We start from the raw sequence: 13,256 nt of genomic DNA, 5'->3' as shown, positions 1-13,256 counted from the left end.
ATGTAACTATAAAGGAGTACATGTGATTTTGCGGCATAAGATTTTATAAGACTTTGTTTTTCTAAATGTGATTTTTGATTATATTTAAATTTAGCAATGGGGTATAATTTTATGAATACAAAATTTATAACAGCATCTGTTTTTTCTTTGATTTCACCTTCTATAGTACAGGCTGCAGATGTGGTGGCTCCGGAAGAGCCAGTACATGTTGCTTCAGAGATTGTTGCTTCTTCACCTTTTTCTTGGGCAGGTTTTTATTTCGGAGGTCAAATTGGTGGCTTTTCAAGTAAAATTTCTGGAACAACGCCTGATGTTGAGGTTCCTCTCTATCCTGATAAGGAGAGTAAAAATAAGCCATGGGTGCCCCTTGAGAAACAGTATAAGCCTGAACTTTCTGGGTTTGTAGGTGGTCTATATGCGGGTATTAACTTTGATCTTGGTAATAATTTGATTGTTGGTCTTGATACGGATATCCTTTTAACGGAAAAAAAGGATACAAAAACGAAATTTCTAGATGAGAAATCGGATATTGAAGAAACCGAGTCTGGTGGATCGGGCACTGAAGGAGATAAACCTGGTGGATCGGGTACTGAAGGCACAGAAGAGAAAAGTTTGAGAAGTATAAGCTTTACCAATGGACGGGGGCGCAGCTTTTCTCGATCTGATCCAGAGGATAAAGAAGAGAAAAATAGTTTAACTTTTAATCATACGTTCAAACAAAAATGGACGGGTGCCACACGGGTGCGTGTTGGGTTTTCTGCGGGGCGGGTGATGCCTTATATTGCTGGTGGTATCGCTTATGGGCAGTTTGAAGATATTTTATCGATAGTCATTACGGGAGATGAGCGCTTCAATAAGACAGAGGATGCTACAAAAACGATGATTGGTTATACTCTTGGTGGTGGTGTTGATTTTGCAATGACAGATAATCTTGTTGTACGTGCGGAATATCGTTACTCGGATTTCGGTAAAAAGAAATTTAAAGACGAGATTGAACTTAAGTATAAGACGAATGACTTCCGTGCAGGGATAGCTTACAAATTCTAGTTATTTGTGAAAATAAAGAAGCTTAAGTTTAAGAGGTCCTATCTTGATAGGGCCTTTATCTTTTGAAATTTTATGCATTGTAAATGCTATTTTATGGTGAAGAAAAAGTTTTTGACTTTGAGTGACGATGAGGAGGTAAGGAAGAGTTACTCAGATTCTTAATTATTAAGAATGAATTTTTTGATTCATAAGGTATGGCTAAAATATTCCTTCTCACAGAAAGGGCGATTCGCCTTTCGCGTTATCACAGTTTCATTTGATAATATCATTACAGCATTGTTTAAAGATCATTTTTCTATCCAAATGATTAAAAAACAAAAAAATGCATAGAATGGTGCGGACGGCGGGACTTGAACCCGCAAGGTCTTCGACCGGCAGATTTTAAGTCTGCTATGTTTACCGTTTTCATCACGTCCGCGATGAAAGTCCTCTCATAAGCTATATCTTTTATTGAATCAAGAATTAATGACAAAAGAAAAAATTTTCATTTTTTTTAGTGAAATTTTGACTGACAATGCTTTTCTTTATCGCTAGAAGAAGCCTGTATAATATAAACAAAGCATGAAATGATCAGTGTTATGAGTAAATTTATTCAAGACGTTACAAAAGCTATGGTGGGATTGCATCACGTGTTTGCTGAAACACCCCTTCAAAGAAATGATTTTCTAAGCCAAAAATATGATGCAGAAATTTATTTGAAGCGTGAAGATTTAACACCGGTACGGTCTTATAAGATTCGTGGTGCTTTCAATTTTGTTTCAGAAATGCTGAGCAGTATATCGTCAGATTCTGCATTTGTGTGTGCTTCAGCGGGGAATCACGCGCAAGGGGTTTCTTTTGTTTGTCGTTATTTTAAACGTAAAGGCGTAGTTTTTATGCCTATGACAACGCCACAACAGAAAATTGAGAAGACACGTATTTTTGGTAAAGAGTTTATTGATATTCGTTTGGTTGGTGAAACATTTGATCAATGTTATGAAGCTGCGCAATCCTTTGTCGTGGAGAGCGGTGGTGTGATGGCGCCTCCTTTTGATGATATTCGCATTATTACGGGGCAGGCAACAGTGCTCTGCGAAGCTGCTTTGCAATGGAAAAAACTCAATGGAGAAAGTGAGCCGGATTTAATAATTGTGCCGGTAGGGGGAGGTGGTTTGGCAAGTGGGGTGAGCAAGTTTTTACGGGAATATGGTTGGAATACAACGCTTCGTTTTGTTGAACCCCAAAGAGCTGCAAGCTTGCTTGCTTGTTTGGAGAGTGGAAAACGGGTCAAACTGGAAAATATTGATACTTTTGTAGATGGGGCTGCTGTGGCTGAAATTGGTGCACTAAACTATACAATTTTAAAGCAATTTTCTCCTGATTCTGTCATTACAGTTCCTGAAAATCGTGTTTGTTCTACGATGGTTGAAATGCTTAATGTAGAAGGTGTGGTTCTTGAACCGGCTGGTGCTTTATCGATAGATGCGCTTAACAGCATTCCACCTCAAGAGTTAAAGGGTAAAAAAATTATTCTCGTTATTTCAGGAGGTAATTTTGATTTTGAGCGTTTGCCAGAAATTAAAGAGCGCTCTTTACGTTTCCAGGGTTTAAGAAAATATTTTATTTTTAGTTTTCCGCAACATCCTGGTGCATTGCGTCATTTTCTTTCCACATTATCACCGGATGATGATATTGTGCGTTTTGAATATCTTAAAAAATCAGCGAGAAACTTTGGTTCTGTCTTGGTTGCGATTGAAACAAAAAAATACGATAATTTTCGTCTCTTAGAGGAAAAATTTCAAGTGTTAGGTTGGCGCTATCGTGATATTACCGATGATCAAACATTATTTGATTTTGTTATTTGAGAAATTGAAATTTTACTAAAACAAGAAGTGTAAAAATGAAATCTATTTTTTATTTTGTGTTGAGTCTGTTTTTCTTTTTGATTGTTCATCAACAGAGTTTTGCATCTCAGCCAACAACAATACAAAAAACTGAACTTTCAAAAATAGTTGTTGATGTCAATAATGCTATAAAAAGTGGAGATTTTTCGCTTATATCTCATTATATGCCTGAGCGGCTTTATAAAGAGATGGCACGTCGGTTGAATACAACAGAGGATGCTTTACGTGGTGATTTTCTTCAACAGTTGCATAAGCAATTTGAGAATTTGCCTTCTGGTGCTTATTGTTTAGATAAAGAAAATATAGAGTATCTTCAAACAGATAATGGTACTTTATATGCTTTAATTCCAACGGTTCTTGAGATGAAGGATCGCATTATTCAATATAAAACTTTGGCGATTTTTGATAAAACTCAATGGTATTTAATTTATGGCGGTCAAAAAACTTTACAAAATCCAGTTTTTCTCGAGATTTATCCTGATTTTATCAAGGTACATTTACCGATGGAGACAATTATCAAGAAATAAACGATTAATATTTTTTTGTTGCGGTAAATGTATTTCGTAAAGCCCTTGCTTTTTTATCATAATCCAAGGATAATAAGGGTGAAGGTATTTAAGCTGTTTTGTTAGCTTTTTGTATAAAGTAAAATTACATACCTTTCCCTTAATTTCAAGGTGCTCATGAGTTGCGCAGGTCGCTTTTCAAGCGTTGCTTCGTTTAAAATGTCAAGGATTTCTCTTGCGCGGATTCTTGAGTGGAGAGTTCAGCTGGTTAATTCGTGAAAGTTGTTCAGCTGAGGAAAGATTTTATTTTGCCTATAAAAAAAGAAGATGTTTTTACAAAGTTAGGTTTGCCTACTCTTTTGGTTAAAAATTTACGCATTTCTGGTATGAGTAAACCTAAGCCTATACAAGAACAAGCTATTCCAATGATGTTGAAAGGACACGATATTTTAGGGATTGCACAGACAGGTTCTGGAAAAACCTTGGCATTTGGCTTACCTATTTTAAGTCAAATTTTAGCTTTGGGTGATAAACGCTGTCCTAAAACTGCACGCGCTTTGATTTTAGCTCCAACGCGTGAACTTGCTGTTCAGATTGATGAAGCAATTCGCACCATGGCGAAAGGAGCGCATCTTTCGACGTGTCTTGTTTTTGGAGGGGTATCACGTTTAAAACAAATTAAACGTATGGCAGCAGGTGTGGACGTTTTGATCGCGACTCCAGGGCGTTTGAGAGATCTTGTTCGTGAAAAGTGTATTGATCTTTCTCAATCTCGTTTTTTGATTTTGGATGAAGCAGATCGTATGTTGGATATGGGGTTTATTCATGATGTTAAGCAAATTGCAAAGCTTTTGCATCAAGAGCGTCAGACAGCCCTTTTTTCTGCGACAATGCCGAAAGAAATTGCTGTGCTTGCAAAGTGTTTACTCAATGATCCGGTTAAGATTGAAGTTGTTCCGCAAGGCACTACGGCTGTAGAGATTACCCAGAAATTATATTGTGTTCCTACCAGTGAAAAAAAGAATGTTTTAAGTAAACTTTTGACAAATCCAGCTTTTGATTCGGTTATTGTTTTTACTCGAACGAAACATGGGGCTGATGCTGTCACACGTCATTTAGCAAAGATAGGCTATTTAGTTGCAACAATTCATGGGAATAAATCACAAGGTGCTCGCCAATCTGCTTTAAAAGCTTTTCGTGAAAGATCGGTACAGATCCTTGTTGCAACAGATATTGCTGCACGTGGTATTGATATACCAGGGATAAGCCACGTTATTAATTACGACTTACCAGATGAAGCTGAAAGTTATGTACATCGTATTGGTCGTACAGGACGCAATGGTGCATCTGGTGAAGCACTTACGCTTTTTGATGAAAAGATAGAAAGGACACGGTTGCGTGCTGTAGAGCGCTTGATTCGTATGAAATTGGTGTCTGAATCTGTTCCAGAACAATTTGCAGCATTTCCAGAAAAGCTAAATGTGCCCCAAAGTGGAGAAAAAGAAAACAATAAAGAACGCCGTTTAAAAAAATCTAAGCGTCAGAAACGGTTTTTAGGTCGAAAAGATGATGCTGCACAGTTACAGCGGAAGAAATTTTCATCTCCAAATGAGAGGCATAAAAAAGCAAAAATAGCGGCAAAGCATGCAAAGTCTTTTCGTTTCCGCAAGTCAGTCAAGAAGGCGGCTTAAATAAAATCTTGAAAAGAGATCATGTCCTGGGCATTTTTTACTTTTATCGACTCCTTTTCAATTCAAAAGAGATATACAACACTCTTATCAAAACAAGAAAGGTTTTCATTTTTTAGAAATGAAAACCTTTGAATGCTTAGATTGAAAATATTTTGAAAAGAAAGCCTCATTGTAGAGGCGATTATTTATTTGCTTTATTTTGATTTTAAAAAATATGAATAAAGATAAATTTTATTCATATAAAGGATGTGTTTTAGCTTTAATGATAGCTTTTAATTTAAAAATTTGATTATCTAATAATAAATGATTGTTTTATATATTAAATAATCCACCTATATCGTAAAATTTTCTCATTTCGAATCTGTTTATATTGATCCATTAAAACTATTCGTTTGCATGTTACAAACGAGATTATTGTGTGGAAAAATTTAAGCAATCAATAAAATGATTCTTGTAACTCATTGTAAATAAAATAAATATTGCTAACATTGAGCGTGAGAAAATAGTATGATGGTATGGCTTTTATTGTGGATCAAAGATGGTGCTCATCAATGGATTTTTATACCATTTACGGGAGCCATTGTGAAACGGGTTTGGGGGGATTTAAAGGACGTCTTTCAATATGTGTGTAGATGCACAATACAATGGATAAAAACGATGGAGAAAACGCTCATGATTTGTTGAAGGCTTTCATAGCATGCTCAACAACTTAGATTGTTATACTGTTTGCACTGTAAAAACACCCTTGTTTAGGGTTGTGATATAAAGCCTATAAAATTTTACGCACTAAGGGTTTTTATGACAGTATAATGAATATTCAAGACAAGGCTGTTTTTAGAATTTATGCAGTGATTAAGTAGGAGGAACCTGCTAGATAAGAAGCTGGACTTTATTACAGACTTTTCGATTGGGAGTTTCTGCTTTTAGGGTGGGGAGGAAGTATGGAGTGTAGGGAGATAATATAGATAATTTTGATTGTGTTTTCCCGTTTTTCAAAATGATTGCTTCAAGAGCAGATTTTTGAGTTTAATTGTTTTATTGAGTAAAAATCATTTTTGGGTTGAGAAACAAAGTTTATACGAAATCTTTTTCATTACTGGTGGTGTTTAATAATTTTCTCTCATGAAAGAAATCGTAATTTATAACGTGCAAACAATTACAGTGCTCTCTGATAGAGAGCGCGGTAGTTTGAAAGAAGTAATTATTTGAAATTAACCAATAAGAAAAATACTTGTACAACAGTTTTCTCTTTAAAATAAATTAATTGTTTGCATTCATTGCAAAAAAACATCCCGTAGGATATTGCATTTCTACTCTATTGCAAAAATCCTACACCCTCACTTTTATTAACGAATCCCTCATGTTTAAAAATGTGAATAAAAACAACTTTCTGTATGGGATAAAAAAGAAGTGGCTCCCCGGGCCGGATTCGAACCAGCGACCAACCGGTTAACAGCCGGTTGCTCTACCGCTGAGCTACCGGGGAACGATGCTCAATCATCTAGCTGAAGAGGCTATAGCAAAGCAATACTGATTTGCAAAGAATAAAATTACTTTTTTTAAAAAAAATATGATAAATTGTGTAATAAGAGGAAAAAAGGCGAGAGAAAATTTCTACACCTTGACGGATGCTTTACCTTCCCTTATTGAGACTTTTGTATTTGTTGATGAGGCCTTGTGGCGGAATGGTTACGCAGAGGACTGCAAATCCTTGTATCCCGGTTCGATTCCGGGCGAGGCCTCCAGCCGATTTTAAACGAAACGGCTTTTAGGGGAGCTATAGGAAAAGAGATTATTTCCCTCTACAGTTGTAAAAACACCTTTGTATGAGAGATTGTACTGTTAGAATTGAGTTGTTGACTGTCTCATCTTTTTTTGTAACACCCATAGTTTAAGAGATCTTAGTCCCTCATTGTTGCTGTTTTGTTTGTTTTTTGTAGGTTAGGAGAAAATAGTCGTTATGGTTGCAGATTTTGCTGAGCTGCGTCGCAAAATGGTTGACAATCAAATTCGTACAGTCGATGTAACGGATTTATCAGTTCTTGAAGCGTTTTTAACGATATCTCGTGAAGAGTTTGTATCGGAAGATATGAAAGCATTAAGCTATCTTGATACCGATATTGTTTTATGTCCAGTGCGAGATGAGGTTCCAGCACGCTATTTGATGAAGCCTGCATCTCTCGCGAAATTATTACAGCTTGCTGCTGTAAAATCATCAGATGTTGTTTTAGATATTGGTGCAAATAGTGGTTATTGTGCAGCTTTGCTTTCAAAACTTGCAGGGTCTGTGATTGCGTTGGAAAATAATAAGTCTCTTTTTGAACGTGCTCTTGAAGCTTTAGAACGTAATCAATGTGATAATGTGGTTGTCATTCATGGTCCATTAGAGCAGGGATATGCCGTTGAGGGACCTTATGATGTGATTTTTATTGAGGGATCTGTCGATTTTATTCCACAAGGTATCTTTGACCAAATGAAAGACAATGGACGTCTTGTTGTGGTTGAAGGAGATGGAAATGCTGCTGTAGCACGAATCTACATCAAAGAAGATGGAATCATTTCAGCCCGGCGTGCTTTTAATCTCGCTGTAAAACCTCTTCCTTGTTTTTTAAAAACACCTGATTTTGTATTTTAGTGCTTGTTCGTTTTATGAATAAAAGATATTTCTGTTATTTGTTTGGGGTTTGTTATTGTGTGTATTGTGTTTAAAATAAACAAGAAGTTTCAGGCATGTTTTTTGCTGGTTTTGAGTCTTTTATTATCAGAGGCTGTTTGTGCTGAAACATTGATGGATGCCTTTTCTAAAGCTTATAAACACAATGCTAAGTTGAATAGTGAACGGGCGGCTGTTCGTATAGCCAGTGATGACGTTGTCATCGCGCGATCAGGGTTATTACCACAAGTTGAAGGGGTTGGGAGCTATGGGCGGAATAAGTCTTTTACAGGTCCTTATGTCACTTCTGGATCTATAGGCGTGAAATTAAATCAAAGATTATTTGACGGTTTTATCACGCAAAATATGTTTTCTTCAGCCCAAGTTAAGCTGCAGGCGCAACGTGAGTATCTTCGTAATGCTGAACAAAATACGTTTCTGGAAACTGTGACAGCTTATGCTAATGTCTATCAGACGCGTCGTGTTGCCGATCTTCGGAGAGAAAATTTGGCAGCTCTTGAAGAGCAGGTTCGTTCCAATAAAGCAAAATTTGATGTGGGTGAGGGAGGTCGTGTTGATCTTGCTCAAGCTCAAGCTGCACGTTCCGTGGCGGTTTCAGAACTGAGTCTTGCTCGTGCTGATGTAAAAGCAGCAGAGGCAGTGTATCGACAAATTATTGGTTCTGATCCTGAAAAGTTAAAACGCCCACCCGTCGCCACAGATTTTCCCGTCAATCTTGATACGGCTTACCAAATGAGCGTTGTGATGCATCCAGCAATCCTTTATGCTCAATATTTAGTCGATGCGAGTGGTTACAATGTAAAGGCGAAAGAAGGAGCGTTGCTTCCTAAAGTTGATTTTTCTGCAACAGCATCTTATAATCGGATTTACAGCGGTGCTGGAGAAGATGGCGTTTCTAAATCAATAGGATTGTCAGTGAGTGTTCCAATCTTTGAAGGGGGGCGTACGTCTGCGCAGATTCGCCAATCGAAGGAACAGCTTGGACAGGCGCAGCTTCAACTCGATTTGGCGCATAGTAATACGAGACAAGCACTTACTTCTGCTTGGTTTCAGTTGGAAGGTGCACGCGCATCTGTTATTGCTTACCGTGAAAGTGTTCGTGCTGCTGAAATTGCTCTTAAAGGTCGTGTGCAAGAAAATCGTGTAGGGCAGGCAACGACATTGGATGTTTTAAATTCTCGTACTCAATTGATTAATGCTCAGATTGCGCTTGCAATGGCAGAACGTAATGCTGTTGTGGCGAGCTATAGTGTTCAATCCTCTATTGGTAAATTGACTGCAAATTATCTAGGCTTAAAAACAATTCAATATATCCGTTAATGCATAAAAGTAGCTCTTTGATCTCAAATCATTTTAGTTTTTAAAATATTAGTTAATCAGTCGTTGGATATGTTGAAAAATAGAGCGGTTATATGTTTTTTTTAGTGCAGAAAGTTGTGTGTAGCGCCCTCTTTATGGCAAGCATATTTGAAAATATCACGAGAGGCATGTTGATCTTATGATTCTTTTGCATACACTGAAAATATGATTCTATTTGTTGTTGCGTCTCTGAGAGGTTGTAAAGTATGGTACAGAGTTCAAGCGTGTTACGTGAGCCAAGTATGGATGAAATTTTGACATCTATTCGTGAAATAATCGAAGAAAATACGGTTCAATCTGATCACTTTTTAAATGAAGATGTTGCAAATGCTTCGGAAGATCGTTTGGAAGTTGTATCAGAAGGTCTTTATGATACCACCCTATCTGTTGATGATGCTATGAAGGCTTTAGCTGATCGTATTGGTCTTTCTACTGAAAATCAAAGGGGAAGGAGCGCGCAAGAGAAAGAGGATACAGAGGTAGAAAATAATACAGTTGGTGTGGATGTGCAAAAGATGAAGTTTTCTTCTGAAGAGCGAAATTCTGTTTATAAAGCAAAAGAATATGAAGATGGGATCAGGAAGTCACAGTCAGAAGTTGGAGGAGCTGGTTGTGTGGAGTTGTCTGCCTATTGTATTTCTTCTGCAGAAAAGATTGCAAAGGATGTGTTGCGTCCGGCTATAGCAGAATGGTTACAGTCTAAATTGCCTGTTTTGCTGGAAGATATTTTACGTGAAGAGATTGTGAAGGCGATTAAAAAATCGTCTTAATTATTTTTTACATTATTTTTATGTTTTTCATTTTATGAGCACTTTGTTTGAGGTTTTGCGGGCTCTCTAGTGAGTGGTGAGGTTTGCCGGATTTTGATCGGGGTTTGGTCATATATTGTGTTTTTCAGCGGCGTTATGGATGGATAGAATGTTAGAAAAAAACTATGATGCTGCTTCCATAGAGCAACGGGTTGCAAAGAGATGGGAGACTCGTGGGGCTTTTAAAGCGGGAGCGGGCTCTAAAAGTGGTGCAGAACCTTTTTGCGTTATGCTTCCACCTCCTAATGTTACAGGCTCACTTCATATGGGGCATGCGCTCAATACGACAATTCAAGATATAATGGTTAGATTTCAGCGCATGCGTGGCAGAAATGTGTTGTGGCAGCCCGGTATGGATCATGCTGGGATTGCTACACAAATGGTTGTAGAGCGTCAACTTGCAGAGCGCCAAGAGCCAACACGTCAAGAAATGGGGAGAGAAAAGTTTATTGAGCGTATTTGGGAATGGCGTCATGAAACGGGGGGTATTATTGCAAACCAGTTGCGTCGCCTTGGCGTTTCATGTGATTGGTCACGTGAGCGGTTTACAATGGATGAGGGGTTGTCGCTGGCTGTTCGTGAAGTTTTTGTCACGCTTTATAAGCAAGGATTGATATATAGAGATAAGCGCCTCGTCAATTGGGATCCTAAATTGTTGACGGCTATTTCGGATCTTGAAGTTGAGCAAAAAGAAGTTCAAGGACATTTGTGGCACTTTAGATATCCACTTGAGGGTAAAATTTTTGATCCAAATGATGCGACAACTTTTATAACAGTGGCGACAACGCGTCCAGAAACAATGCTTGGTGATACAGGAATTGCCGTTAATCCTGAAGATGAGCGTTATAGAAATCTTATAGGTAAAAATGCTCTTTTACCACTTGTTGGTCGTAGATTATTGATTGTGGGTGATACGCATGCTGATCCTGAGGCTGGAAGTGGTGCTGTAAAAATTACCCCTGCTCATGACTTTAATGATTTCGAAGTGGGACAGCGTCATGATTTACACTTAATCAATATTTTTACCCAAAAAGCCGAGATTTTTCTCTGTGAGAATGAAGCGTTTTTTGATGGTTTGGTTTTATCAGATGAATTAAAAATGTTAGTAGAAAATCTCGATAAAGCTGATCGTTTTGTTGCGCGCCAGAAGATTATTTCTTTGATGGAAGAAGGAGGGTATTTAGCTTCTATTGATGATCATTCCCATATGGTTCCTCATGGAGATCGCAGTGGTGTACCTATTGAACCTTTTTTGACAGATCAATGGTATGTTCATGCTGCTGAATTAGCAAAGCCAGCGATAGAAGCTGTTCAACAAGGAAAAACGCAGTTTGTTCCCGATAACTGGAAAAAGACCTACTTCAATTGGATGCAAAATATTCAACCTTGGTGCATTTCCCGCCAATTATGGTGGGGACATCAGATTCCTGCTTGGTATGGTCCTGATGGAACAGTTTTTGTTGAAAAAAGTGAAAAAGAGGCTTTAGATTCGGCTTTTGCTCACTATGGTGAGGTGGTTGAATTAATCCGTGATCCGGATGTTTTAGATACTTGGTTTTCATCAGCTCTTTGGCCTTTCTCAACATTAGGATGGCCAGATAAAACGGCTGAATTATCTACTTTTTATCCAACATCTTTATCCGTTACAGGATTTGATATTATTTTTTTCTGGGTTGCTCGTATGATGATGATGGGACTTCACTTTATGGGTGAAGTTCCTTTCCCAACGGTTTATGTGCACGCTCTTGTCCGGGATCAAAAGGGTGCAAAGATGTCAAAATCAAAGGGAAATATTATTGATCCCTTAGAGCTTATTGATCAGTATAGCGCTGATGCCCTTCGTTTTACTTTGGCTATTATGGCAGCGCAAGGTCGTGATGTAAAACTTGATGCTTCCCGCATTGCTGGTTATCGTAATTTTGCTACGAAATTGTGGAATGCTACCCGGTTCGCACAGATGAATGGTGTGAAGCATGATCCAGCTTTTAAGCCAGGACAAGCAAAGTTGGCGCTTAATCGTTGGATTTTAACAGAGCTCTCTAAAACGATTTCAGCAGTGACAATGGGTATTGAACACTATAAGTTTAATGAAGCAGCAGCTGCACTTTATCGTTTCATTTGGAATACATTCTGTGATTGGTATTTGGAACTTCTCAAACCACTTTTTCAGGGTGAAAATGAAGATGCTAAAAATGAGGCTCAAGCTTGTACTGCTTGGGTTTTAGATGAAGTCTATAAACTTCTTCATCCCTTTATGCCGCATATGACAGAAGAGTTGTGGTCTCTTACAGAAACGCAAGGGATCAAGCGTGAGGATATGCTCGCATTGACAAAATGGCCAGAGGGAACATTGATAGATGAGGAGGCTGCTGCTGATATTAATTGGCTTATTGATGTGGTCACGGGGATTCGGTCTGTACGTTTTGAAATGAATATCCCTGCTGCTACACAAGCACCTCTTGTCGTTGTCGAAGGAGGGGAAGTAACGCGAGAACGTGTGCAGCGTTATGATGCACTTCTTAAAAAGTTAGCGCGTATTGAAGTCATTGATTTCTCCGATAAAGTTCCGGAAGTATCGGCACAAATGATTTTGGGTGAGGCTGTTTTTTGTTTGCCATTAGGACAGTTGATTGATTTGGAGGCTGAACGTATTCGTTTGAGGAAGGAGGCCCGTAAAATTGAACAAGATATTGAAAAAATATCGCTTAAGTTAAATAATCCCAAATTTATAGAAAATGCGAAAGCAGAAATTGTTGAAAGTGAACAAAATAGGGTTGTAGAATTGCGTGCGGCGCAGAAAAAAATATCTGTTGCTTTAGAGCGGTTGGGCTGATTCTAGTTTCTGTTTTTTTGGGTGATTTCATAGCATTACGGCTGGTATCGCTTTTTTTAAAGAAAACTTTTTCTTTTGTTCATCTTTGGTGAATGCGATCATGAAATCTCTACTGGGAGCCCCATTTTTATGTTCATCATTTAAAGAGAAACCTCTTAAGATACTTAAGCTCATTTTGCGCCGGCGCCCGTGAATGGTATATAAAAAGCAAGTAAAATAAAATAGTTATGTCTAATATGAGGGAATAGGTGAATCTTGATTCTATTGAGTTTTTTTGCCTCTATCCCTCATCTTTTTGGAGCTTTTTTATCGCCTCTATAGCTAACCTTTTACGGTCTGCGCTCTTTGTGTAAAGAGATGCCATAGCATCATTTGTCCAGCCAAAAATTGCTTTGAGTTGTGATACTGTTGCACCAGAGTTAGCTGCGCGTGTTGCTGCTAATTTTCTTAATCC

8 protein-coding genes, 3 tRNA genes and 1 pseudogene are annotated in these 13,256 nt (G+C 38.1%); 9 read left to right on the top strand and 3 right to left on the bottom strand.

Going from position 1 to position 13,256, the window contains the following annotated elements:
- Nucleotides 1-111: 111 nt before the first annotated feature.
- A complete protein-coding gene (locus PVV57_RS07675) occupies nt 112-1,047 on the top strand; it encodes an outer membrane protein (RefSeq protein WP_273717769.1) in 936 nt (311 codons plus the stop codon).
- A gap of 332 nt (nt 1,048-1,379) precedes the next feature.
- Here the strand turns inward: PVV57_RS07675 and PVV57_RS07670 are convergent.
- A tRNA-Leu gene (locus tag PVV57_RS07670) sits at nt 1,380-1,465 on the bottom strand.
- Between the two features lie 148 nt (nt 1,466-1,613).
- Between PVV57_RS07670 and ilvA the strand changes: the two genes are divergently transcribed.
- The 3 genes from ilvA to PVV57_RS07655 all read left to right on the top strand — a co-directional run bounded on the left by ilvA (nt 1,614) and on the right by PVV57_RS07655 (nt 5,127).
- Nucleotides 1,614-2,891 (top strand): threonine ammonia-lyase IlvA, encoded by a 1,278-nt coding sequence (gene ilvA, locus PVV57_RS07665; RefSeq protein WP_273783749.1) that lies wholly within the window; start codon nt 1,614-1,616, stop codon nt 2,889-2,891.
- Nucleotides 2,892-2,926: 35 nt separating this feature from the next.
- Complete coding sequence (locus PVV57_RS07660) at nt 2,927-3,457, top strand: hypothetical protein (RefSeq protein ID WP_273717765.1); 531 nt, start codon at nt 2,927-2,929, stop codon at nt 3,455-3,457.
- Between the two features lie 287 nt (nt 3,458-3,744).
- Nucleotides 3,745-5,127 (top strand): DEAD/DEAH box helicase, encoded by a 1,383-nt coding sequence (locus PVV57_RS07655; protein WP_273717763.1) that lies wholly within the window; start codon nt 3,745-3,747, stop codon nt 5,125-5,127.
- A gap of 1,411 nt (nt 5,128-6,538) precedes the next feature.
- On the opposite strand, the gene PVV57_RS07650 is transcribed toward PVV57_RS07655, so the two are convergent.
- Nucleotides 6,539-6,613 (bottom strand) — tRNA-Asn (locus tag PVV57_RS07650).
- Between the two features lie 185 nt (nt 6,614-6,798).
- Here PVV57_RS07650 and PVV57_RS07645 point away from each other — a divergent pair.
- The 5 genes from PVV57_RS07645 (at nt 6,799) to PVV57_RS07625 (ending at nt 12,802) form a co-directional block, all read left to right on the top strand.
- Nucleotides 6,799-6,872 (top strand) — tRNA-Cys (locus PVV57_RS07645).
- A 215-nt stretch (nt 6,873-7,087) separates the two neighbouring features.
- Nucleotides 7,088-7,762 carry a protein-L-isoaspartate O-methyltransferase gene (locus tag PVV57_RS07640; RefSeq protein WP_273717762.1) on the top strand — a complete coding sequence of 225 codons (675 nt, stop codon included), beginning with the start codon at nt 7,088-7,090 and terminating at the stop codon, nt 7,760-7,762.
- 57 nt (nt 7,763-7,819) lie between these two features.
- Nucleotides 7,820-9,121 (top strand): TolC family outer membrane protein, encoded by a 1,302-nt coding sequence (locus tag PVV57_RS07635; RefSeq protein WP_273717761.1) that lies wholly within the window; start codon nt 7,820-7,822, stop codon nt 9,119-9,121.
- A 245-nt stretch (nt 9,122-9,366) separates the two neighbouring features.
- A complete protein-coding gene (locus tag PVV57_RS07630; RefSeq protein ID WP_273717760.1) occupies nt 9,367-9,930 on the top strand; it encodes a DUF2497 domain-containing protein in 564 nt (187 codons plus the stop codon).
- Nucleotides 9,931-10,078: 148 nt separating this feature from the next.
- Entirely contained in the window at nt 10,079-12,802 is a 2,724-nt protein-coding gene (locus PVV57_RS07625) for a valine--tRNA ligase (RefSeq protein ID WP_273717759.1), read from the top strand.
- 280 nt (nt 12,803-13,082) lie between these two features.
- Here the strand turns inward: PVV57_RS07625 and PVV57_RS07620 are convergent.
- A pseudogene (locus PVV57_RS07620) lies at nt 13,083-13,256 on the bottom strand (integrase); the annotation flags it as partial.

This window comes from Bartonella sp. AU15XJBT, assembly GCF_028618615.1.
Lineage (GTDB): Bacteria > Pseudomonadota > Alphaproteobacteria > Rhizobiales > Rhizobiaceae > Bartonella.
The sequence above is the reverse complement of the archived record's forward strand: the minus strand, read 5'-3'. Positions and strand labels throughout refer to the sequence as shown.

What these genes read in the sequence shown, in the direction of transcription:
- PVV57_RS07675 (WP_273717769.1), top strand. Translation starts at nt 112, where the DNA reads ATGAATACAAAATTTATAACAGCATCTGTTTTTTCTTTGATTTCACCT.
- ilvA (WP_273783749.1), top strand. Translation starts at nt 1,614, where the DNA reads ATGATCAGTGTTATGAGTAAATTTATTCAAGACGTTACAAAAGCTATG.
- PVV57_RS07660 (WP_273717765.1), top strand. Translation starts at nt 2,927, where the DNA reads ATGAAATCTATTTTTTATTTTGTGTTGAGTCTGTTTTTCTTTTTGATT.
- PVV57_RS07640 (WP_273717762.1), top strand. Translation starts at nt 7,088, where the DNA reads ATGGTTGCAGATTTTGCTGAGCTGCGTCGCAAAATGGTTGACAATCAA.
- PVV57_RS07630 (WP_273717760.1), top strand. Translation starts at nt 9,367, where the DNA reads ATGGTACAGAGTTCAAGCGTGTTACGTGAGCCAAGTATGGATGAAATT.
- PVV57_RS07625 (WP_273717759.1), top strand. Translation starts at nt 10,079, where the DNA reads ATGTTAGAAAAAAACTATGATGCTGCTTCCATAGAGCAACGGGTTGCA.